22 protein-coding genes and 3 tRNA genes are annotated in these 23841 nt (G+C 41.6%); 13 read left to right on the forward strand and 12 right to left on the reverse strand.

Translation table 11 applies throughout. From position 1 onward, the window contains the following. Positions 1-210: 210 nt before the first annotated feature. Both tsf and rpsB read right to left on the reverse strand, forming a co-directional pair. Complete coding sequence (tsf, locus tag AB6N04_RS11790; RefSeq protein ID WP_369308483.1) at positions 211-1062, reverse strand: translation elongation factor Ts; 852 nt, start codon at positions 1060-1062, stop codon at positions 211-213. 143 nt (positions 1063-1205) lie between these two features. Further along, positions 1206-1931 carry a 30S ribosomal protein S2 gene (gene rpsB, locus AB6N04_RS11795; protein ID WP_369308485.1) on the reverse strand — a complete coding sequence of 242 codons (726 nt, stop codon included), beginning with the start codon at positions 1929-1931 and terminating at the stop codon, positions 1206-1208. Between the two features lie 662 nt (positions 1932-2593). On the opposite strand from rpsB, the gene map reads away from it, so the two are divergent. The 4 genes from map to AB6N04_RS11815 all read left to right on the forward strand — a co-directional run bounded on the left by map (position 2594) and on the right by AB6N04_RS11815 (position 7965). Further along, complete coding sequence (gene map / locus AB6N04_RS11800) at positions 2594-3391, forward strand: type I methionyl aminopeptidase (protein WP_369308486.1); 798 nt, start codon at positions 2594-2596, stop codon at positions 3389-3391. Between the two features lie 265 nt (positions 3392-3656). Continuing rightward, the gene (gene glnD / locus AB6N04_RS11805; protein ID WP_369308487.1) at positions 3657-6293 is read left to right on the forward strand and encodes a bifunctional uridylyltransferase/uridylyl-removing protein GlnD; all 2637 of its coding nucleotides are present in this window, start codon (positions 3657-3659) and stop codon (positions 6291-6293) included. 63 nt (positions 6294-6356) lie between these two features. Then, positions 6357-7184 carry a 2,3,4,5-tetrahydropyridine-2,6-dicarboxylate N-succinyltransferase gene (dapD, locus tag AB6N04_RS11810; RefSeq protein ID WP_369308489.1) on the forward strand — a complete coding sequence of 276 codons (828 nt, stop codon included), beginning with the start codon at positions 6357-6359 and terminating at the stop codon, positions 7182-7184. A gap of 400 nt (positions 7185-7584) precedes the next feature. Then, the gene (locus AB6N04_RS11815; RefSeq protein ID WP_369308491.1) at positions 7585-7965 is read left to right on the forward strand and encodes a DUF3461 family protein; all 381 of its coding nucleotides are present in this window, start codon (positions 7585-7587) and stop codon (positions 7963-7965) included. A gap of 81 nt (positions 7966-8046) precedes the next feature. Here the strand turns inward: AB6N04_RS11815 and AB6N04_RS11820 are convergent, their stop codons facing one another. Genes AB6N04_RS11820 through AB6N04_RS11830 form a run of 3 tightly spaced genes read right to left on the reverse strand, consistent with a single transcriptional unit; the run spans position 8047 to position 9619 of the window. Further along, positions 8047-8499 (reverse strand): flavodoxin, encoded by a 453-nt coding sequence (locus AB6N04_RS11820; RefSeq protein ID WP_369308492.1) that lies wholly within the window; start codon positions 8497-8499, stop codon positions 8047-8049. Positions 8500-8530: 31 nt separating this feature from the next. Then, positions 8531-9280 carry a tRNA pseudouridine(65) synthase TruC gene (gene truC, locus AB6N04_RS11825; RefSeq protein WP_369308493.1) on the reverse strand — a complete coding sequence of 250 codons (750 nt, stop codon included), beginning with the start codon at positions 9278-9280 and terminating at the stop codon, positions 8531-8533. A 3-nt stretch (positions 9281-9283) separates the two neighbouring features. Then, complete coding sequence (locus AB6N04_RS11830) at positions 9284-9619, reverse strand: YqcC family protein (RefSeq protein WP_369308494.1); 336 nt, start codon at positions 9617-9619, stop codon at positions 9284-9286. Between the two features lie 230 nt (positions 9620-9849). Between AB6N04_RS11830 and AB6N04_RS11835 the strand changes: the two genes are divergently transcribed. Further along, a complete protein-coding gene (locus AB6N04_RS11835; protein ID WP_369308495.1) occupies positions 9850-10737 on the forward strand; it encodes a DUF535 family protein in 888 nt (295 codons plus the stop codon). Between the two features lie 443 nt (positions 10738-11180). On the opposite strand, the gene syd is transcribed toward AB6N04_RS11835, so the two are convergent. Then, the gene (syd, locus tag AB6N04_RS11840) at positions 11181-11741 is read right to left on the reverse strand and encodes a SecY-interacting protein (protein ID WP_369308497.1); all 561 of its coding nucleotides are present in this window, start codon (positions 11739-11741) and stop codon (positions 11181-11183) included. A 145-nt stretch (positions 11742-11886) separates the two neighbouring features. Here syd and queF point away from each other — a divergent pair, with 145 nt between their 5' ends. The 3 genes from queF to xni all read left to right on the forward strand — a co-directional run bounded on the left by queF (position 11887) and on the right by xni (position 14983). Next, a complete protein-coding gene (queF, locus tag AB6N04_RS11845) occupies positions 11887-12732 on the forward strand; it encodes an NADPH-dependent 7-cyano-7-deazaguanine reductase QueF (RefSeq protein ID WP_369308498.1) in 846 nt (281 codons plus the stop codon). 106 nt (positions 12733-12838) lie between these two features. Beyond that, positions 12839-14206, forward strand: a complete 1368-nt coding sequence (gene ppnN, locus AB6N04_RS11850; RefSeq protein ID WP_369308500.1) for a nucleotide 5'-monophosphate nucleosidase PpnN — start codon at positions 12839-12841, stop codon at positions 14204-14206. Positions 14207-14224: 18 nt separating this feature from the next. Continuing rightward, the gene (gene xni / locus AB6N04_RS11855; protein ID WP_369308501.1) at positions 14225-14983 is read left to right on the forward strand and encodes a flap endonuclease Xni; all 759 of its coding nucleotides are present in this window, start codon (positions 14225-14227) and stop codon (positions 14981-14983) included. Positions 14984-15034: 51 nt separating this feature from the next. On the opposite strand, the gene rlmM is transcribed toward xni, so the two are convergent. The 3 genes from rlmM to AB6N04_RS11870 are packed head-to-tail and all read right to left on the reverse strand — an operon-like array spanning position 15035 to position 17497. Then, a complete protein-coding gene (rlmM, locus tag AB6N04_RS11860; protein ID WP_369308503.1) occupies positions 15035-16138 on the reverse strand; it encodes a 23S rRNA (cytidine(2498)-2'-O)-methyltransferase RlmM in 1104 nt (367 codons plus the stop codon). Continuing rightward, the gene (locus AB6N04_RS11865; protein WP_353244432.1) at positions 16131-16526 is read right to left on the reverse strand and encodes a DUF423 domain-containing protein; all 396 of its coding nucleotides are present in this window, start codon (positions 16524-16526) and stop codon (positions 16131-16133) included. Before AB6N04_RS11865 ends, rlmM begins: the two co-directional genes overlap by 8 nt. 29 nt (positions 16527-16555) lie before the next feature. Further along, positions 16556-17497, reverse strand: a complete 942-nt coding sequence (locus tag AB6N04_RS11870) for a transcriptional regulator GcvA (RefSeq protein WP_369308505.1) — start codon at positions 17495-17497, stop codon at positions 16556-16558. 701 nt (positions 17498-18198) lie between these two features. On the opposite strand from AB6N04_RS11870, the gene csdA reads away from it, so the two are divergent. Beyond that, positions 18199-19404, forward strand: coding sequence for a cysteine desulfurase CsdA (csdA, locus tag AB6N04_RS11875; RefSeq protein ID WP_369308506.1), 1206 nt, complete (start codon positions 18199-18201; stop codon positions 19402-19404). Positions 19405-19434: 30 nt separating this feature from the next. Further along, positions 19435-19893, forward strand: a complete 459-nt coding sequence (gene csdE / locus AB6N04_RS11880; RefSeq protein WP_369308507.1) for a cysteine desulfurase sulfur acceptor subunit CsdE — start codon at positions 19435-19437, stop codon at positions 19891-19893. 42 nt (positions 19894-19935) lie between these two features. Here the strand turns inward: csdE and tcdA are convergent, their stop codons facing one another. Both tcdA and mltA read right to left on the reverse strand, forming a co-directional pair. After that, positions 19936-20751: a tRNA cyclic N6-threonylcarbamoyladenosine(37) synthase TcdA gene (gene tcdA, locus AB6N04_RS11885; RefSeq protein ID WP_369308509.1), complete on the reverse strand. Its 816-nt coding sequence runs from the start codon at positions 20749-20751 to the stop codon at positions 19936-19938. A 30-nt stretch (positions 20752-20781) separates the two neighbouring features. Beyond that, positions 20782-21921, reverse strand: coding sequence for a murein transglycosylase A (mltA, locus tag AB6N04_RS11890; RefSeq protein WP_369308511.1), 1140 nt, complete (start codon positions 21919-21921; stop codon positions 20782-20784). Positions 21922-22154: 233 nt separating this feature from the next. On the opposite strand from mltA, the gene AB6N04_RS11895 reads away from it, so the two are divergent. The 3 genes from AB6N04_RS11895 to AB6N04_RS11905 all read left to right on the forward strand — a co-directional run bounded on the left by AB6N04_RS11895 (position 22155) and on the right by AB6N04_RS11905 (position 22459). Continuing rightward, positions 22155-22231 (forward strand) — tRNA-Met (locus tag AB6N04_RS11895). A 56-nt stretch (positions 22232-22287) separates the two neighbouring features. Further along, positions 22288-22364 (forward strand) — tRNA-Met (locus tag AB6N04_RS11900). An 18-nt stretch (positions 22365-22382) separates the two neighbouring features. Further along, positions 22383-22459 (forward strand) — tRNA-Met (locus AB6N04_RS11905). 117 nt (positions 22460-22576) lie between these two features. Here AB6N04_RS11905 and amiC read toward each other — a convergent pair. Next, a complete protein-coding gene (amiC, locus tag AB6N04_RS11910; protein ID WP_369308513.1) occupies positions 22577-23827 on the reverse strand; it encodes an N-acetylmuramoyl-L-alanine amidase AmiC in 1251 nt (416 codons plus the stop codon). Between the last annotated feature and the right edge of the window lie 14 nt (positions 23828-23841).

Raw genomic sequence — 23841 nt, forward strand, 5'->3', positions numbered from 1 at the left:
TCCTAACAGATTATTTATTGGGGTAACATACGTAGAACACGCGGTTTCTACATACTTAAATTCGAATAGATTTTTAAACCTTAATTACTCACGAAATAGTTCAAGCACCAGAAGATAACGTTGAGGGTCTCTCATATCCGTTAACTTATTTTTTTACTTGAAAGCAACGTGAATAAAACAGAGCCGCCAATTGGCGGCTCTTCGTTGAGATTACTTACTCATCGCAGCAACTTCTGCTGCAAAGTCAGTTTCAACTTTCTCGATACCTTCACCTACTTCGAAACGAAGGAAACCAGAAACTGTCGCACCTTTCTCTTTCAGTAAGTCACCAACAGATTTGCTTGGATCCATGACGAAAGGCTGGCCAGTCAGAGAGATTTCACCAGTGAATTTGTTCATGCGACCGATAACCATTTTTTCAGCGATTTCGCGTGGTTTACCTGATTGCATTGCGATGTCTAACTGAATTTGGTGCTCATGAGCAACAACATCAGCTGGAACGTCGTCTGGAGTCACATATTCAGGTTTGCTTGCAGCAATGTGCATAGCGATGTGTTTCAGTAATTCTTCGTCTGCGCCTTCACCAGCGACTAAAACACCAATACGAGCACCGTGCAGGTAGCTACCTACTTGCGCGCCTTCCAGAATAGCAACACGGCGAATATTGATGTTTTCACCAATTTTCGCAACTAATGCTGTACGAGCGTCTTCGAATTTTGCTTTCAGCGCATCGATATCCGCATTTTTGTCAGCAACAACAGAAGCTAAAACATCTTTACCGAATGCTAAGAAACCTGCATCTTTAGCAACGAAGTCAGTTTCACAGTTCAACTCAACCAGAGCACCTGTTTTACCATCGTTGAACACTTCAGTCAGGATAACACCTTCAGCTGCAACACGACCTGCTTTTTTAGCCGCTTTTGCTTGACCTGATTTACGCATGTTATCAATTGCTAATTCGATGTCACCGTTAGCTTCAACAAGTGCTTTTTTACATTCCATCATACCTGCGCCAGTACGTTCGCGCAGTTCTTTTACCAATGCAGCGGTAATTCCAGACATGTGATTTATTCCTCGATATTCCCCGTAAGAGTCTTCCTCACGTGGATAGTTCTGATTCATATATAAAAGGGGCCTAAATCAGGCCCCTTCTAACATATAGCAGTACCTGTATAGCAATACCTGTTAATAAGGATAAAACCTTATTATTCAGCTTCTACTAAGCTTTCTTCTGCTTGAACAGCCAGATCTTGCGAACGACCTTCACGAACGGTGCTTGCTACAGCGCCCAGATACAGTTTGATTGCACGGATTGCATCGTCGTTACCAGGGATAATGTAATCAATACCATCTGGATCAGAGTTAGTATCAACGATAGCAAATACTGGGATACCCAGATTGTTTGCTTCTTTGATAGCGATGTGTTCGTGGTCTGCATCGATAACGAACAGAGCGTCAGGTAAACCGCCCATATCTTTGATACCGCCTAAGCTGTTTTCTAACTTACCAAGTTCACGACTACGCATCAGCGCTTCTTTCTTAGTCAGTTTATCGAAAGTCCCGTCTTGTGATTGAACTTCTAAATCTTTCAGACGTTTGATTGACTGACGAACAGTTTTCCAGTTAGTCAACATTCCACCTAACCAGCGGTGGTTAACGAAATATTGGTCACAGCTGTTAGCAGCTTCTTGAACGGCTTCGCTTGCAGCACGCTTAGTACCGACAAACAGAATTTTGCCTTTACGAGAAGCAATTTTAGTCAACTCAGCCAGAGCTTCGTTGAACATTGGAACAGTTTTTTCCAGGTTGATGATATGAACTTTATTACGAGCGCCGAAAATGAAAGGTTTCATTTTTGGGTTCCAGTAACGAGTCTGGTGACCAAAGTGAACGCCCGCTTGTAACATATCGCGCATGGAAACAGTTGCCATTTAATACCTCTGTATTTAAGTAATTGGGGTTATGCCTCCACGAATCCCATACTACCGACTCTAAAGCTGCGTATAAACGCATAAGAGCACCCCGGCGCACGTGTCGATTCGTGTGTGTTATACACAATTGAGTTTAAGTTTCGCTAATCCAATTTCCTTTTCAGGAAACCCCATTTTCCTGCCATAAATTGACATTTCAATGAAGGTAAGAAGAAAATAATATGGATTGCCGGCGCGCTTTATACCATAAAACCAACTTAGAAGCCAACTTTTGTTGATTTTTTCACTCACAAAAAAATGACAGAAAAACGGATTTTATGGGTCGCATTTCGCCTATCTGATGCATGATTTGCATTCGATTAATTATAGACTTTTTTTGACCCGATGAAAAAGCCCTATTTTTATAATGGGTATTGAGTCTCTGACTTCTTTTTTTGCAATTTGTGCGGTGAAAAGCTCAAAATGAATAAGCTACCTCCCTCTATTCCCCTATCCTAATCACAATTTCAACTTTCTAACCTTTCGATAGTTAGTTGGCAGAAAATGCGGTGGCTGTTACCATAAGTATCATTAATGCTAAAAAATGGTCTCAAAAACCCATTTTCAACCTCTCATTTTTTTAACATGTCATCAATCATTGCTGGCATGAATGGACTGGACTCATGGCTATTATTATCAAAACTGAAGAAGATATTCAGAAAATGCGCGTTGCTGGTCGCTTAGCAGCCGAAGTATTAGAAATGATTGCACCACATGTGGTACCCGGTGTTAGCACTGGCGAGCTGGATAGACTTTGCCATCAACACATTGTTGACGTACAACAAGCGATCCCTGCTTGCCTGAACTACCACGGTTTTCCAAAATCTGTGTGTATTTCCGTTAATGATGTAATCTGCCACGGTATTCCAAGCGATGATAAAATTCTAAAAGATGGAGATATTGTTAATATCGATGTTACCGTCATCAAAGAGGGCTTCCACGGCGATACGTCGATGATGTTTATCGTTGGCAAACCGACAATTCAAGGTGAACGCCTGTGCCAAATCACCCAAGAAAGCCTGTATTTAGCCATTCGTATGGTCAAACCCGGTGTTCGCCTACGCACCATCGGTAAGGCCATTCAAGAATTCGTCGAAAAACAAAGTTTTTCCGTCGTTCGTGAATATTGTGGACACGGTATCGGCAAAGGTTTCCATGAAGAGCCGCAAGTGCTGCACTACGATGCTGACGATAGCGGCGTTGTTCTACAAAAAGGCATGGCATTCACTATCGAACCCATGGTGAATACAGGTGATCACCGCATTCGCACCATGAAAGATGGTTGGACAGTTAAAACCAAAGATCGTGGTTGGTCTGCACAATATGAGCACACGCTAGTTGTTACTGATAACGGCTGTGAGATCCTCACGTTGCGTAAAGAAGAAGAGCCCTTTATCTCTGCGGTGTTAGTTAACGAATAAACCTTCCAAACGCCCTCCACCAAGAGGGCGCTTAAAGTTGTTGAGAAGGTGGGAGAAAAGCGTATTTTTTGCCACTTTGTGTTATCAAATAAAAATCAATATATTGATTTTTCTGGTTGATTTTCAAAGCCTATCCAACCTATCGCCTATCATTTTATGTTTGTCAGCAGTCAGAAGAGTTAGGGGCTGTTTTACTGTTCATCCTTCACAAAAAACCGTAAGCTAGTAGCCGTTTCTTTATGGCTATCAATACGGGAAGATAAAGATGACAGCATCCTCTGCAACTTATCTCGCACCAAACCACTTCACGGCCAGCGACCTTGCACTTACGGCACTCAGGCAACATGTTGATGATTTTGACCATTGGCTGGAAGACAGTTTTAACCAAGGTAAAGATGTTGTCGATTTAATTCACATTCGTAGTGACTACCTTGATGCCCTGCTCACAAGGTTGTGGCAAGCTTTCAACTTTGACAATCAAGGGAATATGTCCCTTGTGGCAGTTGGCGGTTATGGCAGACACGAACTGCATCCACTTTCTGATATTGATATTTTGATCCTCAGCAAGCAACCTCTGCCCGAAGAGATTGCCACACAAATCGGTCAGTTTATTACGTTACTGTGGGACTTGCGCTTTGATATTGGTCACAGCGTGCGCTCTCTTGCTGAATGTATCGAGGCTGGCAATGCAGATTTAACGACGGCAACGAATTTAATTGAGTCACGACTGATTTGCGGTGATATCGCTCTTTTCTTATCGCTACAAAAAACTATTTTTAGTGAAGATTTTTGGCCTTCAGCGACCTTCTTTGCTGCAAAAATTGCCGAACAACAAGAGCGCCACCAGCGTTATCACAGTACCAGCTATAATTTAGAGCCAGATATTAAAAGCAGCCCTGGCGGCTTGCGCGATATTCATACCTTACTCTGGGTAGGAAGACGCCATTTTGGTGCAACAACTGTCGATGAAATGGTCGGCTTTGGCTTTTTGACTGAGGAAGAGCGCCAAGAGCTAAAAGAGTGCCTCACCTTCTTATGGAAAATTCGTTTTGCGCTCCACTTGGTGGTAAAACGCCACGATAATCGTTTGCTGTTCGATCGCCAATTTAGTGTAGCGCGTTTATTAGGTTATGAAGGTGAGAAAAATCAGCCTGTTGAACGCATGATGAAAGACTTCTACCGAGTGACACGCCGCGTAAGGGAGTTGAATCAAATGCTGTTGCAGCTATTTGATGAAGCGATTTTAACCCTCAAGCCGAATGAAAAACCGCGACCTATTGATGCGCAATTTCAATTGCGTGGCACACTGATAGACGTGATTGATGAAAACTTGTTTATCAATCAACCTGCCGCCATCTTAAAAATGTTCTACCAAATGGCTCGCGCCCCAAATATTACAGGTATTTACTCTACGACATTGCGTCTACTGCGCTTTGCGAGACGCAACTTGAACGTGCCACTGTGTGAAATTCCAGAAGCGCGTAAGTTGTTTCTAAAAATTCTTCGCCATCCACGGGCTATTAAGGGGGCATTTGTCCCCATGCACTTACATAGCGTACTGAGTGCCTATACACCGCTTTGGAGCAACATTGTTGGGCAAATGCAGTTCGACCTCTTTCATGCTTATACTGTTGATGAACACACCATTCGCGTTCTACAAAAAATCGACAGCTTTACGCTCGAGGAAAACCGTCGCGAACACCCTTTGTGTGTCAGCGTTTACCCTAAACTACTGCAACCTGAAATTCTGCGGTTAGCGGCTATTTTCCATGATATAGCAAAAGGTCGTGCAGGGGATCACTCAGACTTAGGCGCTGATTTTGTATATGACTTTGCACTGCTCCATGAGTTATCAATAAAAGAAGCTGAACTTGCTGCGTGGCTGGTGAAAAATCACTTGTTAATGTCAGTCACTGCTCAACGTCGGGATATTCAAGATCCTGATGTTATCAAGCAATTTGCCAGTGAAGTTAAATCGGTTTCTCGTCTTAACTATTTGATGTGTTTGACTGTTGCGGATATTTGCGCCACGAATAGCACCTTATGGAATAGCTGGAAGCAGAGCTTAATTCGTGAATTATTTCTTTCAACCGAGCATCAGCTCAATCAGGGTATGCAAAGTACACCAGATTTACGTGAGCGAATTCGCCATCACCGTAACCAAGCACTTTCTTTGCTTCGTCCTCTAGCCATTGATGAAGAAAAACTCCAGAAACTGTGGTCACGTTGCCATGCTGACTATTTTTTACGCCACACCCCATCGCAACTCGCTTGGCATGCCAAAAATCTGTTAAATCACGATCTAACTCAGCCTTTAGTGTTGATCAGTACGCAGCCCAAACATGGTGGAACGGAAATTTTTATTTGGTGCCACGATAAACCACATTTATTTGCCGCCGTGGCCAGTGAGCTAGATCGCCGCAATTTAAGTATTCACAGTGCCCAAATTTTCACCAATAAAGACAATATGGCGATGGATACCTTTGTGGTGCTTGAGCCTAATGGCTCTCCCCTCGCAAAAGATCGCTATGAACATATTCGAAAAATGTTGTTAGTTGCGGTTCAGCAACCTGAAATTTCGCCGCCAAAACATCGCACATTACCCTCAAAGTTGCGTCATTTTACGGTTCCTACCAAGGTTAATTTTTTGCACTCCACTAATGAGCGCCGCACTTATATGGAATTGTTTGCATTAGACCAACCCGGTTTGCTAGCACGAATTGGTCATATTTTTGCACAGTTGGAGCTTTCTTTATATGGCGCAAGGATCACCACTATTGGCGAAAAAGTAGAGGATTTCTTTGTGTTAGCCGATAAAGAACACAAAGCGCTCGATAAAAATATGCAACAAGAGTTATCAGAAAGGTTGACAGAAGCCCTGCAATCGAAGGATAAAATATAACGTTCATCACATTTTTCCGGTGAGCACCCATTATTTATATTATTCAAGAGGGAAATACTATCAATGCAGCATTTACAAGCGATCATTGAAAACGCATTTGAAGCGCGTGCTAATATCACGCCAAACACCGTCTCTGCACCTGTAAAGCAAGCCGTTTTGGACACTATCGCACTATTAGATAGCGGTAAGCTGCGTGTTGCTGAAAAAATTGCGGGTGTGTGGGTCACTCACCAGTGGTTAAAAAAAGCCGTGTTACTGTCATTTCGTATTCAAGATAACCAAGTGATTGACGGCGCTGAAAGTCGCTATTTCGATAAAGTGCCAATGAAATTCGCCGATTATGACCAAACACGCTTTGAAAAAGAAGGTTTTCGCGTTGTCCCACCTGCCGCAGTTCGCAAAGGTGCTTATATCGCCAAAAATAGCGTACTCATGCCATCTTATGTGAATATCGGGGCTTATGTCGATGAAGGAACAATGGTCGATACATGGGCGACTGTAGGCTCCTGTGCACAAATCGGCAAAAACGTACACTTATCTGGCGGTGTCGGTATTGGCGGAGTGTTAGAACCATTACAAGCTAACCCAACCATTATCGAAGACAACTGCTTTATTGGCGCACGCTCTGAAGTTGTCGAAGGGGTGATCGTCGAAGAAGGCTCTGTTATTTCTATGGGCGTCTATCTGGGGCAAAGCACTAAAATTTATGACCGTGAAACAGGCGAAATTTTCTATGGGCGAGTTCCCGCAGGCTCTGTCGTCGTATCAGGTAACTTACCATCAAAGGATGGCAGCTATAGCCTATATTGCGCCGTGATCGTCAAAAAAGTGGATGAAAAAACCCGCGGAAAAGTTGGCATCAATGAATTATTAAGAAGTATTGATGAATAACGCAATTCCAACCGTTCTACACCCCGCTCCTTTTACTGCTATTTTAAATAACTCAGTGGTAATTGGGTAAAACGAAGCTATCCCGAAATGCATACTCTGTATGCAACTCGGGTGGCCAAGTTCCCTTACCTTGCTACATACCTCTATTTTCCTTTCACAGGTTGATTACAAAGAGAAGTTGGTCTATTTCGAGAAATCGCGCATAATATGTCTGTGACTTTTGCCGTTTACCATCAATAAAACTGTATTATCTTTTTTTACTCTCAAAATGCTATTTAGCTAACGGCTTGCAGCCTTTAGCGCAATAGCATAATAAAAGAGAAATAGACCAGTATTGTTACGGCCAGTTCACACCACTATTTTGTTCACCGACTCTGTCTCTACAGTTAAGCGAGCTAACATGTACGATAATTTGAAAAGTTTAGGCATCAGTAACCCTCAGGATATTGACCGCTATACCCTACGCCAAGAAGCAAATAACGATATTTTGAAAATTTACTTCCGCAAAGATAAGGGGGAGTTTTTTGCCAAAAGTGTAAAATTCAAATATCCACGTCAACGCAAAACTATCGCGGATGGCGGTAATAACTTTAAAGAAATCAATGAAATCAACACTAACTTGCGTTATGCCATTGAAGAGCTTGATCAGATTTGTCAAACAGATAAAACTGACATTGATTTAAAACACAAAATTCTTGATGACTTACGTCATTTAGAACATGTTGTTTCAAACAAAATTGCAGAAATTGAAGCTGACCTAGAAAAACTAACTCGCAAATAATTTGCAGGGCAAATAATTAAGTTACTGCACCGTGAAATCGTCTTTTTAACATTAAGCTAGTGGATTTCACGGTGCAGACGTTTAAAGTAAATCACTCCACGCTTCAACCCACGGTTTGGCAAACTCTTCAGGAACATCCACTTCAATGGCGTCAATAAAAAGAATATCGCCAATACGTGTGGCTGATTGCTCAGTGAGCAGTTCATCAAAACGCAATCCTGCACCACAAAAGCTTTCATAGCTGCTATCGCCCAATGCAATTAAGCCGTAACGTAAATCAGGCTGATAACCAACAACGTCATTGATTTCATTAAATAATGGCGCAATGGTATCCGGTAAATCTCCTTGCCCTGTCGATGAGGTTACGATCAACGCAATTTCATTACCCGAATTATACAATTGCCAATCATTCAGAGTCGGTTCGTCAAAGACAACCACTTCATGCCCTCGTTGCTCTAAGATTTCTTGCGCCGTTTCTGCTACAGCTAAAGAATTGCCATAGACAGTGCCAACAAAGATACCTATTTTTGCCATAACGTCTTCCTCTAAATTTTATTTAAACTGCTTAATTAATCACTTTCATACCTAAATTAGCGACTTGGGTTGACCATCCAAACTGATCAACCAGTGATAACCATTGTGCATCCCAAGGTGCAACCAACGATATATTTTCTTCTGTTATAGGATGACTTAAATTTAATTGACTTGCGTGCAACATTAATCGAGATACTGAAAAATGTTCTGTTACACCTCGGTTTTGTCGTAAATCCCCGTGTTTGCTATCCCCAATAATCGGGTGACGCAAGTGGGACATATGCCTTCTCAACTGATGCTTGCGCCCAGTTTGCGGAATTAATTCCACCAAACTAAACCGAGAGGTTTCATAACGACCTATGGCAACCGGACACTCTACTGTTGCAATTGGCCGGCAATGGGTAATGCACTCTTGCAGTACAGGTTCTCGGGTGGCACGCTTATCTGCAATTTTATCCAATTCTTCTAATAGGGGATAATCAATCGTTTGTTCAACAGTCAGGTAACCACGGACAATGGCATGATACGTTTTCACTAACTGGTGATTTTCAAACTGTGCCGCCAGCAGCCTCGCGACATCACTCGATAACGCAAATAATAAAATCCCTGATGTCGGTCTATCTAGCCGATGAATGGGATAAACATATTGACCTATCTGATCACGCAATGTTTGCATAACAAATACAGTTTCTTTGCTATCTAACCAACTACGGTGAACTAGCATGCCTGCGGGCTTATTCACTGCAACCATGTCATCATCTTGATAAATGATTTCTAACATCAATCACCTGTCTGAATTAGTTGAAAAGAGGCTATCAAGTTCACGTAAATGCTCGAGGAGTACCAGATATTGTTGCTCTTCATCATGCTTGTACGCTTCTTCAAAATAGGGAGCGATAGCAAAACTGGTTGGTAGTGAGCCACCTTGGTCAATAATGGCTTGCAAACGAGGAATTAAAATCCATTGTAACCATTCCGATGCTTCCATGGTATCAATACAAAATGGCTCTACACTCTCAAAAGCTTCCTGTTTTGGCGGCTGTTCACGCCATAGTAATTTTAATTTCATTTCCTCTTCGAGATGACGAAGTTTTTCAATGATGCGCTGTTCTATATTCATAGTTAAACCTTTAAGCCTTTATGCTGCGAAATATACTGTACTTTTGCCAATAATTCTGTCGGATAAATGGGGTTGTTATACCGGATATGCAAGCTTACTTATTTCTATATAAATCAATTTAAAAACATGCACTTTAATAAGTTTCGTTGATGTTTTGTTAGGGTACATACAAATATAATAAAACGTTTTTTTTATTTAATTGAAATAATTAACAATAAAATGGTTTATCTATGGGATTACTAAAGCAGTGGCGCAAGGAAAACAAGGCTTGGAAGGCCTTCAGTAGTAAATATGTTAAGCTCAAACGACACATTCGTATTGCGAAGCTCCCTGCTGCGCAATATCAACAATATCAAGGCATGTGCCAAACATATCAAAGCGCCCAGTTTGCTTCTGCGATAGATGGAGTTCCCCATTTTATTGAACGCCCAATAAATAAGTATCTGCACAAAGCTTGGAGTGGAAAACAAAAATTGCTGACGGCAAGTTATACACTGGATTTAATTGAAAAAACCTTTACTCCAGAAGCCATTGAAGCAATGTTTTCTACCAAACGTAAAGGGTTAACCGTTGCAAATATCGAGTTAAAATCCGGTGATTTTGCACAACTGACCTTAATTTACTCACAATACCCACGGGAAGGCGATCTCACTTTACATCTACGCAATGAAACAGGTGATGATATTTATTTAATGAGTTTTTCATTTGGACCTGAAGGCCAGCTTTATATATGCTCACTTCAAGGCCCATCTACCGACCAGAGCGTTGAACAAGTTCGCTTAATCACTAAGCAGATGCATGGAATGAGACCCAAAAATTTATTGATGTCTGCTGTTTACGCGGTTGCCGCTTATTTTAAACGCACATCAATTCAGGGCATTTCAAACAATTGTCATATTAAGAGCCAGCACTTAAAATCGAGCTACGATACTTTTTGGCAAGAATGTGGTGCAACATTGACTTCTGATGGCTGGTATCAACTTCCGTTGCAAGAACCCACTCGCGATATCGAATCAGTAAAAAGCCAGCGTCGTGCTGAATTTCGCCGACGTGAAGCGCTGCGTGATGCAATGACCCAAGAGATTGTTGCATCGTTAACCTCACATTCAATTCGTTAACAATCAAGTCGCGAATTAAAACCATAAAAAAGCCAGCCGACCTAAATCAGACCGACTGGCTTAACTTTACATTTTAGATCCTAATGCATCCTGCAAAACGACATCCTATCGTTCAACATCCTGTTGAATAAAACAATTAAATAGGCCATTCCTGCCTATTAGCAGTCCATCGCTTTGTTTTTACATTTTTTATACACCATGTTGTGTATAAAAAGCTAAACGAACATACCCTGTCCAGCGGCATAAGAATGTATTAAATCAATTAATGAAACAACCTAGCTAAGCAAACAAAAATAAATTTAAAAAAAACGATATTGTCTCTCTTGGTAGTAACGCCATGAAATTAAAAGTTAAATAATTATCATTTCAATAAAATAAAATGAAGTTGAGCGATCACTTAACCAAATTGTAAGCTTTGGCTTACACTATTTATCGTAAAAGACTTACCCCAGAGGCTCGACGACTGGGATTAGTTCGTTAATAAAACTCGCTAGGTTGGGTGAAAGTACACGTCGTTCTTGGCTACCAAATTTTTCTAAAATCACTTCTCCCGTTAAATTACACAGCGAAATCATTTCAATTTCAGAGTCTATTGTGGCAATAAATAAGGTTGGAGATAATTTTAACCGTTTTTGAGTCACTAAATGACCAATTAAATTTTCTTGTAAACGAATAAAATCCTCTTCATTCCATACTTGTACCAAACTTAAGGTTATATCATGAAATGTCGCTTTCATGTCCCCTGCGAGCTGAGTCGTATAAAAATGATGAATATCATCTTGTAAACTGATATCCAAAGCGGTTGCGACTTTGTTTAAATGAGCATCTTTAGCTGGAAACGGTTGAGGCTCCCAATAAACCCAGTTTTCACCTGTTCTTACAATGCACGGGGAAGGAATACCATATAAATCAGTGGATGCAGGCGGTAACCCTGTTTGTTGTTTCCACGCTGAAATATAGTTTTGGGTAAAATGCTGTAACGCTTGAGAGAGTAATGTATTCATAATGATGTAATTTTTACGGCTAGCCTAAATTGAAAGACGCCAAAATGATGGATAAATGGTATTATGACAAATGTTTGCAGGCGAATAAAATGTACAACACATTCTGCTTTTTAGCCTTATTTGTTGATGAAGTATAAGGATCACTATGTCACACTACCAGAACAATCCCACCCTTGACAATTTAACCCTCGGAAAAAAAACGGCTTATCACGATCAATACAATGCCTCATTACTGCAACCTGTTCCGCGGAGTTTAAATCGTGATCCCCTGAATATTTACGCATCTGCATTGCCATTTCATGGGGCGGATATTTGGACCTTATATGAACTTTCTTGGCTAAATCAACGTGGCGTTCCCCAAGTGGCAATTGGTTCGATAAGTGTTAACGCGGCAAGTGAAAACCTCATTGAATCGAAAAGTTTTAAGTTGTATCTCAATAGTTTTAACCAAACTCGCTTTGAAACTTGGGAAAATGTGCGAAGCGTTTTGCAAAATGATTTAAGCCGCTGTGCTAATGGTGAAGTTGACGTTACACTTCATAAGCTAGAGGCATTTTCTCATCAGGCAATCCAGCCATTACGTGGGCAGTGTATTGATGAGCAAGATATTAGTATCGAACATTACGAGTTTAACCGGGATTACTTAGCGGGTTCGACTCAAGAACAGGTGGTTGAGGAAACATTAGTCAGCCATTTACTAAAATCGAATTGTTTGATTACCAATCAACCAGATTGGGGCTCTGTACAAATTCATTATCATGGTCCTAAAATCAACCATGAAGCACTTTTACGGTATTTAGTTTCGTTCCGTCATCATAATGAATTTCATGAGCAATGTGTTGAGCGGATTTTTAACGATATTATGCAATTGTGTAAACCTCAGAAACTCAGTGTTTACGCACGCTATACCCGCCGTGGGGGGCTAGATATTAACCCATGGCGTAGCAATGAAAGTTTTGAACCTGAACTTGGTCGCTTAGCGCGCCAATAATATGCATGTAGTTAAAAATGCTTGAAAAACAGTTGAAATGTAAATGCGATCATGCATTTGCAGTACAATTCACCTATCAAGAACCCATGGGGTAAAGGAGTACTACTTGATTACGCATATCAGTCCATTAGGATCTATGGATCTACTCTCGCAACTTGAAGTTGACATGCTTAAGCGCACTGCAAGTAGCGATTTATACCAGTTATTTAGAAATTGCTCATTGGCGGTTTTGCACTCAGGTAGCCTTACTGATAGCAGTAAAGAGCTGCTAGAAAAAAGTAAAAACTTTGATATCAACGTATTACGCCGTGAACGTGGTGTTAAGCTTGAACTTATCGAACCACCAGAAAAAGCATTTGTCGACGGGAAGATCATTCGGACTTTACAAGCGAATCTCTTTGCGGTTTTGCGTGATATTTTATTCGTTCATGCACAAATTAACCAAGCCAAAGCACAATTTCATTTTGATACTGGCAATGGCACGCATATCACTAATATGATTTTCTCTATCTTGAGAAATGCCCACGCTTTGCATGTTGGTGATGAGCCAAGCATGATTGTCTGTTGGGGGGGGCACTCAATTAATGAAATTGAATATCAATATGCCCGCAAAGTGGGTAACGAACTAGGTTTACGTGAACTGAACATCTGCACAGGTTGTGGACCGGGTGCGATGGAAGCACCAATGAAAGGGGCTGCTGTCGGTCATGCACAGCAACAGTATAAAGATAGCCGTTTCATCGGGTTAACTGAACCTTCGATCATCGCTGCTGAGCCACCTAACCCATTGGTTAACGAATTAATCATTATGCCTGATATCGAAAAACGTTTAGAAGCGTTTGTTCGTTTAGGTCACGGTATTATTATTTTCCCGGGTGGGGTGGGTACTGCTGAAGAATTGCTGTATTTACTGGGGATTTTGATGGATCCGGCAAATAAAGAGCAAGTTCTGCCGCTCATTTTAACGGGTCCAAAAGAGAGCGCGGAATACTTTGAAGTACTCGATGACTTTATCCGTCATACCTTAGGAGATGCAGCGAGCAAACATTACCAAATCATTATCGATGATGCCCAAGAAGTGGCTCGAGTAATGAAAAGAAGCATGCCGCAAGTCAAAGAAAATCGTCGTAGCACAGGCGATGCATATAGCTTCAATTGGTCAATTAAAATTGCGCACGATCTACAACATCCGTTCGAACCGACTCATAAAAATATGGCGTCACTGAACCTTCATCCAGGGCAAGCCCCTGAGAAATTGGCTTCAGATTTACGCCGCGCATTCTCTGGTATCGTTGCCGGTAACGTGAAAGAGTTTGGGATGAAAGCGATTGAAAAACACGGCCCATTCAAAATTCATGGCGATAGCGAACTGATGAAGCGTATGGATGTGTTATTACAAGGGTTTGTTGAACAGCATCGTATGAAATTACCCGGTGGTAGTGCCTATGAACCTTGCTATGAAATCGTGAAATAAATAAATGATGGCGTATTTATGATCCATTTGTTGATTATCGATGCATTAAATTTAATACGCCGTATCCACGCGGTGCAAGGAAGCCCGTGTGGAGAAACCTGTATGTCTGCAATATCACAGCTGATAGCGCATACGGAGGCCACACATATTGTGGCAGTATTTGATGAAGAAGGTCGTCATCAAAGCTGGCGTCATGAAAAGCTGCCCGATTACAAAGCGGGTCGTCAGCCGATGCCTGAAGATCTGCATACTGAACTCCCTACCTTAATGGCCTTATTTAAGGAAAAAGGGATTCACTGCTGGCAATCGGAAGGGGATGAAGCCGACGATTTGGCTGCCACATTAGCAACGCGAATTGCGGGAGCTGGGCATACCGTGACTATCGTATCCACGGATAAAGGTTATTGCCAACTACTTTCACCTAATCTGCGAATTCGTGATTATTTTCAAAAGCGCTGGCTAGATATCCCTTTTATTGATAAAGAGTTTGGGGTCTCTCCTGAGCAGCTTCCTGATTATTGGGGCCTAGCAGGCATTAGTAGCAGCAAGGTTCCCGGCGTTGCAGGCATTGGCCCCAAAAGTGCGACAGCGCTATTGCAGCAATATCACTCCATTGAAAATTTATTTGCTAATTTAGATAAGCTTGAAGATAAATGGCAAAAAAAGCTATCGGGGAAACAAGAGATTGCGCTAGTTTGCCGTGATATTGCCACACTGAGAACTGATATTGAGTTAAAAGGAAACTTAAATCAGTTGCGTTATACACCCTGCGGATAGAAACAAAAAGACCACTTCATAAATTAATGAGTGGCCTTTTTATTCAATCAATTAATAATATTCACGCGCCATTGGGTTTGCTGACCAAATACGCATTACATGCACAGTCACTTCTTCTCTATCATGATAAAGCTGCTTAGCTTGGATCAGGGCATTTACACCGCTCTCTTTAAGCTGAAGCTGCATCTTTTCTAAGATATGAGAAACTTCTTCATAACGCTTTTTCATTGGCAGTTTTAGATTAAAAATTGCCTCACGGCACCAACCTTTTATTAGCCAATCCGTCATCAATGCCGCAACTTTTGCTGGTTTTTCAACCATATCACATACTAGCCATGTAATATTTTGCGATGTTGGTTGGAACTTAAAGCCGTCTACTCGGTGGTGAGTTACCTGCCCTGTTTCCATCAAGCTTTCTGCCATAGGACCATTATCAACTGCATGAACCATCATACTGCGTTTAACCAGTTGGTAAGTCCATCCCCCCGGACACGCCCCTAAATCCACGGCTTTCATTCCACCAGCGAGTCGTTCATCCCACTCTTCATAAGGGATAAAGACGTGGAAAGCTTCCTCAAGTTTCAAGGTTGAACGGCTCGGAGCATCTGACGGAAATTTTAAACGTGGGATGCCCATATAAAAATTCGAACTATTATTGGTATATGAATAGCCGGTATAACAGCACCCTGGTGCAATGAAAAATACGTGGATCACAGGGCGCTTAAAGTTTTCAAGCGGAAGTAAGATTTTTTCTTTACGCAGCGCATTTCGTAAAGGCACCGTAAACTTACGACAAAACTTCATCAGTTCTTTTGATTCGTTGGTGTCCGCCACTTCTACACGAATATCTCCGGCTCTCACCACTTGTTGGCTTAGAGCGCTGACTATTGGCGTGATACGATCTTCAGGTGGCAAGTCTTTTAATAAATCACCAACGACAATCATCTGGCGAGCAAAAATTAGCTCACGAAAAGGTAATGTCCGCGCGAGTGTGTCCGCATCTTCTGCTTGATAGCACTCAAAAATGACATAACCACTATTCTCTTTAACACGGGCAAAACCATAAATTTCTTTTTGCCCTGCTTTATCCGTAATCTCTGCTGCGCACTCTTTTTCAAAGCCTGGTCGACAATAAAGTGCAATCTTATTACTCATTGCGTGACGCCGATTTCCTTAGACGCATAGCGCCAATTACTACTAACAACCAACCAATTAGGAAACAAACTCCCCCTATTGGCGTAAAATAAGAAAAGTATTTTACCTGCAATAGGGCCATACAATAAAGGCTACCACTAAAAAGAAGTATTCCAACAGAGAAAAAAACACCTGACCAATAAAACCACAAGATCACTTTGCGTAATAAAATCGCACCTAGCACCATTAACGTGACAGTGTGCAACATTTGATAACGTAATCCTGTTTCAATCCAGTCCATTTGATGGACACTCATGATTGACGATAATGCATGAGAACCAATAGCCCCAAAAGCAACAGTAAAAAAGCCACTGATTCCAGCAAAAATTAACATCAAACGACTATTCACAGTAACACCTTTTATATTTAAATACTTGATTACTGAATAAGCGCCACATCCTGGTCACCCGTAATAAACCCCAATTTCTCCTGCTCACTCGCAGCTTGCGCAAGGATCCACTGACGGAACGCAGCTATTTTCCCTAAATCTGCCTGACTTTCTTGGCAGACTAAATAAAACGCATTTTTACTAACTAACACCTCACTAAAGGGACAAACTAATCGCCCTGCGTCAATTTCATTCTTTGCCATTACATTATTAGTCAATGCAACACCTTGCCCATGTACTGCCGCTTGGATCACCATTGCACTATGACTAAAAATAGGACCTTGCTGTACATTGACGATATTTTGTAACTCCAGTTGCTTAACATACGCTTGCCAGTCTTTACGTGAAGAATCATGTAACAGTGTATGCTTAGCTAAGTCCTCTGGATTTTTTAACTGATTATCTCCAGTCATTAATGACGGGGAACAAACTGGCATCAAATATTCGGCATACAGCCTATCCGTTCTTAAACCAGTCCAGTTTCCTCGACCATAAAAAATGGCGACATCGACATCATCAGCGAGTTTATCTTCTTCTCTATCAACTGCTTGGATCCTTACGTCAATACCTGGATAAGCTTGGTTAAACCCAGATAGCCTAGGTACCAACCATTGAATAGCAAAACTTGGAGATAGACTTACCGTGAGAGCCCCCTTGGCACTCCGAGCTTGCAACTTACGGGTCGCTTCATTTAAAGAAGAAAATATTTCTTTAATATCTAGGTAATAGCTCTGGCCTTCTTCCGTTAATAGCAATGAACGATTACGTCGCCGAAATAGCTTCAACCCAAGGAAATCTTCCAAACTTTTCATTTGGTGACTCACTGCGGCTTGGGTGACAAATAATTCTTCTGCTGCCTTAGTAAAACTTAAATGACGTGCAGCAGCATCAAACACTCTCAGGGCATTCAGTGGCGGTAATCTTTTAGACATAATCACTTCGACTCGGCATCTTGTTATTCATTAGTTTTTTTCATCCGAAGCATTATAATTTGTCCCTTGAGGATCTGCCAGTAAATACCTATAGTATGCGCACTTCCTAAGCCGGAACGAAAAGTTACAGAGTTTAGTTACTTTGAAACTTTTGGCTTTGTGGTTGTGATGTTGTGTTTGCAAGTTGTCTGGTTGAACCAGACTTTGTAGCTTTTGCTACTGTTTTTTTCACTTCCTGTACATTTACCCTGTCTGTCCATAGTGATTTTTATAGTGCACCGCCAAAACGCGGTGCTTTTTTTTTTTGCTTTTTTACTGAAATCTACGTTAAAGAAAATAAGCAATTTAACTTAGTAAATACAAATAGCTATATATAATTACTAGTGTACCGAAAAAACTTTAAGTTAGATATTTAAGATAATTCCTGAAAATGATTCAATTTATGCTTCTCAAAAAAGGAGTCACAAAGAAAAAGAGACAGATTGCGCTACAACGCTCTGAATCACTCTAGAAAATCATTTTTTAACTAATGCTAATAAGTAATACCAAACGTAACAAAATATTTCAATGTTTTGATTGAAAATCACAAGTTTAAATTAATCAAAAAATAATCAATAATGTACGGATAAATGTACATCTCTGTAGACAAGGCTCACAACCTTCAGGCAACACAGATAATATTGACTAAAAAGAAAAAATCCATGGATCATTTTAGTGCTACCCCATTTCGCCAAGCATTTCCTGCAATAAACTCCTCAACACTATTTTTTGATAGTGCAGCAACGGCATTGAAACCCCTTGCGATGATTGAGGCTTCGAACGATTACTATCGTTTATCTGGAAGTTCGGTCTACCGCGGACAATCCCCCGAGTCATTAAAATTGACCCGCGACTATGAACTTGGTCGCATTCGAGCTGCAAAATTCATCAATGCAGCCAGCGAAAAAAATATTATTTGGACGCGTGGTACAACTGAGTCAATTAATTTAATTGCTCAAAGTTATTTTCGCCCTATATTACAAGCTGGTGATGAAATTATTGTTAGTGAAATAGAGCACCATTCAAACTTATTACCGTGGATGATCGTTGCTAAGCAAACAGGGGCTAAAGTTATAAAATGGCCAATGGAAAAAGACGCGTCGTTAAATATTGATAAACTAAAACCACTGCTAACTAACAAAACCAAAGCTATTGCTATCACTCAAATGTCGAATGTCACTGGTTTCCAGCCTGATGTAGCCGCAATCACCCACCTCGCACATCAAATAGGTGCTCGCGTTATCGTTGACGGTGCACAAGGTGTTGTACACTGCCCAATCGATGTGAGTACTGAAGATATCGATTTTTATGTGTTTTCCGCCCATAAACTTTATGGTCCAACGGGGCTTGGTGTGTGTTATGGCAAAACGGAATTATTAGAAGCAATGGCACCTTGGCATGGTGGTGGAAAAATGTTGACTGAAGTGAACTTTGAAAGTTTCACACCCGCCCCCATTCCCCAGTGTTTTGAAGCCGGCACTCCCAATATTGCGGGGGTTATTGCATTCTCCGCCGTCCTAGAATGGGTAGCAGCTATCGATTTAGCGCAAGCAGAGGCTTACACTTGCTCACTTATTGAATATGCAAATAGAAAGCTCTCACACATTCCAGGTTTTATTCGTTATAGTGTGCCTAATTCGCCTTTACTCTCATTTAATTTTGCCGGTATTCATCATAGCGATTTAGGCATGCTATTGACTGAACAGCATATTGCATTACGCTATGGGCAGCATTGTGCCCAACCTTTAATGGATGCCTTGAATATTAGTGGCTGCATACGCATCTCAGCGATGCCATACAATAATCTGCAAGATATTGATAAACTTATAAAAGCCGTCACATTTTCACTTTCAATACTCAATGACTAAATCAATATTAAAGATAAAAAAGGAAGCCTAATGACTTCGACTAAACATGAACTTGCTCCGCACCCTTTTGGTACAGAGATTGGAATTCAAGAAATAGTTGAACAGTTTTCCACACACAAAGCATGGGAAGATAAGTACCGTCTACTTATCCAATTTGCGCGGCAATTACCCGCGTTAACTGACGAAGAAAAACAGCACACTCAAGAAGTGAAGGGTTGCGAAAACCGTGTATGGATTGGCGCATTAATCAATGATGATGAAACTTTTCATTTTTATGGTGACAGTGAAGGTCGCGTAGTAAAGGGACTTTTCGCTATCTTATTAGCGGCTATTGAACAAAAAACAGCAAAAGAGATCTTGGCAATTGATTTTAATGAGCTACTAGAAAAAACAGGTTTACTCGGCCAACTCAGTGGTTCACGCCAAAATGGTATTCAGTCACTAATTACAGTCATTCAAAATATTGCCAATGAAATGACACCCGCCTAATCAATGAAAGAGGCTATCTATCGCAATAGCCTCTTTATTTATTCATCTTTTTTCAGCGTCTCTTTGTGCCTTAGCCATCATTTTTTTCAACGCGTGGGCGACAGCAATAAAACCAAAACTTGCCGTTACCATTGTCACTGCACCAAAACCTGAGGCGCAATCCATTCGTTTTGACCCCTCTGCGGTACTTTTAGCCGCACAGACAGTGCCATCACTTTGTGGATAAACAAGCTGTTCAGTGGAAAATACGCAATCAATCCCTAATTTACCTTTGCCATTTTTAACCACCTTAAAATCTGACTTTAACCGCTCACGAAGTTTTGCTGCTAATGGGTCTTGAATGGTTTTCGCCAAATCTGCCACTTGTATTTGTGTTGGATCCATTTGACCACCTGCTCCTCCCGTCGTGATCACTGGGACTTTAAAGCGCCTACAATAAGCCAGTAGCGCCGCTTTAGGCCTAACACTATCAATGGCATCAATAACATAATCAAAGCCTGTACTGAAGTATTGAGCAACATTATCGACAGTAATGAAATCATCAATTACATTCACCACGCACTCTGGGTTAATCTCCAAAATGCGGGCTTTCATCACATCCACTTTCGGTAACCCGATAGTTGATTTGACTGCGTGTAGCTGACGGTTGGTATTGGTTACGCAAATATCATCCATATCGATTAAGGTAATTTTGCCGATACCTGAACGAGCTAGCGCCTCCGCAGCCCATACACCGACCCCACCCACACCAACCACACAGATATGGGAGCGTGCAAAAAGATGAAGGGCTTGCTGCCCATATAAACGCCCGATCCCAGCAAAACGCTGCATCCAAGCATCAGAAAGCTTAGTTTGCATAATAACAAACGACCTTAGTTAAAACGGTAATTACATTGTACCAAAAAGGGGCTGACTCTTTTTCAGCACCCAAACGCGTCCATAATGGTTATAAAAGCCAGCCATTTTGCCTGCGTCATGACCTGTACCGTGGTAAATATCAAAATGGTGACCTTTGATCGCCCCTCCCACATCCAAGGCAACCATCATACGCATTTCGTATTGCCCCGTAAATTTACCATTGCCATCTAAAACAGGTATCTCCGCTAATAACGCTGTACCCGCTGGGATCAACGTTTTATCTGACGCCACGGAAGCTTTAGCAATCAAGGGAACGGCACTTGCACCTCTTACCGGCACAAAAGACTGTGGTTTGAAGAAAACAAACGATGGATTTTCCTCTAACAATTGACGAACTTCTTGTTCACTATGGCTATTTGCCCAATCGTGGATTGCTTGTAAGGACATTTGGCTTAATGGCACTTCACCGCGATCAACAAGCACTTTACCTATACTTTTATAGGCGTGACCATTCTTTCCGGCATAGCCAAAAAAATCCAACGGGCTACCATCACCAAAATCAACATAACCACTCCCTTGGACTTCCATCATAAAATTATCTACAGCAGAGTTACTGTAAGCCAAAATAAGGCTATCGCTTAGTGCACCATTATAAATAGCGGCTCGACTTGGTAAACGAGACTTCCCTTTTGGTGGCATTCTATATAGGGGATGGCGAAACTCCCCCTGCGGCGAGCGCCTTGCTTCAATAACGGGTGTGTAATAACCCGTAAATTGAACGTTCCCGTAGTTATCAACCCCTTCCATTTGGAATGCAGACAAATTGAAATTAGCAAGCTGAGCAGGGTCCCCCCCCGCCATTAACCAGTTCTCAATTGCGTGATATGTATCACGGTTATTCTGAAATAAACGAGGAGATGCTTTTTGAATTTCCATGACTTGCTGGTTAAAGTCAGGTGCGTTTATTGGCTTACCTTGAACATTTACCTGATTAACTTTTTGTAAGTCTTCGATAAGGCGCCCATCTTTATACTGTTGCCCCTTATCTGTTGGATGAGTTTGGCATCCTGCTAACAATGAAAAAAAGACACCTGTCACTATCCATTTATTTAGCACCGACCATTTTGTTGCAGCCAGTGCATTAATTACCTTCGTTAATCCTAAATTCATGCTCCACCATCCAAACGCATCCAACAATCCAATATGAAACGCACAATAGCAAACCCAAAATGGGAATGAAACGTGTAAACATATTTAGTTAAATTATTTTCCTTTACCACTCCGGTAAAGATTAAAAAATAGGCATTCCGTGCGTATTTTGTTCTATAGAATACGAAAAATGAAAAAAAAACACGAAAAAACTTGCATCAGATCTCATCCCGAGTATAGTGCCCGCTATCGGACGCGGGGTGGAGCAGCTTGGTAGCTCGTCGGGCTCATAACCCGAAGGTCGTTGGTTCAAATCCAGCCCCCGCAACCAATACTGATTTAATCAGTAGAGCAGTTAAAAAATCAAAATGTTGTAAAAAGTTCAGTCGCGGGATGGAGCAGCTTGGTAGCTCGTCGGGCTCATAACCCGAAGGTCGTTGGTTCAAATCCAGCTCCCGCAACCAATTTTTTACTTCTTCAGTCGCGGGGTGGAGCAGCTTGGTAGCTCGTCGGGCTCATAACCCGAAGGTCGTTGGTTCAAATCCAGCCCCCGCAACCAATTTTCTCTCTGAGTTATCTTCCCCTAAGACACCCCAATAATCTTATCTAGTAGTTTGATAATAAAAAAGGCGACTCGCATTACGCTTATCACCTCTTTGTTTATCTTTCAGTTTACTTAATTACGGATCGCTAACTCACCACCGTTACGGAAATAGGCTTTTATCCCTTCAAAAATGGATTCTGCCATTTGTTGTTGGAATTTAGCCGTCTTCAGCTTACGTTCTTCTTCTAAATTACTGATAAACGCCGTTTCAACTAATATTGATGGGATCTCAGGAGCTTTGAGTACCGCAAACCCTGCTTGGTCAACCTTGTTTTTGTGTAATCGGTTAACTCGCCCCATGCGTTTGAGTACTTCATCACCAAATTTTAAACTATCGTTTATGGTGGCTGTCTGAACTAAATCCAACATAGTGTGATCGAGATACACATCCCCGCTCTTACTGACCCCACCTATTAAATCGGCCTCATTCTGAGTTTGAGCAAGATATCGAGCTGTGTTACTGGTTGCCCCTTTTGTCGATAATGCAAACACTGACGAACCATGGGCTGAACGATTAGTAAAGGCATCCGCATGGATTGACACAAATAAATCAGCCTGCATTTTACGCGCTTTCGCAACACGCACTTTTAATGGAATAAACACATCCTCATTACGTGTCATATATACGCGCATTTTCGGTTCTTTATCGATCAGCGCTTTCAAACGCCGAGCAATTTGCAAAACGACGTCTTTTTCACGCGTTTTATATTTCCCTATTGCACCAGGGTCTTCCCCACCGTGCCCAGGGTCAATCATAATAATAATTGGCCGGTCAGTTCCCGCTTTGCCCGGTTTTTTCGCTTGTGCAGGCATACTTTCTTCGAGGTCACCTTTATTGTAATCCTCAAGTAATGCCAGCAATGGATCATCAGTCGTATCCACCCCTTTACCCGGATAGAAATCAAGAACTAAGCGGTGCTTAAACTCTCCTACTGGCGACATAGTGAAGAATTGCGGGGTCACTTTATTTTTAACTTCAAAAACAAGACGCACTGTTTTAGGGTCAAACTGCCCCACCCTAACCAATTTTAGGTAAGGATCACGAGTTTGAATTTGGGCTCCCATCTGTTTGAGGACATTATTGAGTTGCACCCCTTCAAGGTCGACAACAATCCGCTCTGGGTCATTTAGCACAAACTGGCGGTACTTTAGCGGAACACTTGATTCAAGCGTCACACGGGTGTAACTCGACGCAGGCCAAATACGTACAGCGATCACGCTGCTATTCGCAGAAAAACCGAATGGGCTAACGCTCAGTAACATAACTGCGGCGGCACCTTGAATAAAACGGCGCTTAGATGGGCTGTGATCTTGCTGACTCATCAATAATTCCGAAC

This window comes from Providencia rettgeri (assembly GCF_041075285.1).
Taxonomy (GTDB): Bacteria; Pseudomonadota; Gammaproteobacteria; order Enterobacterales; family Enterobacteriaceae; genus Providencia; species Providencia rettgeri_G.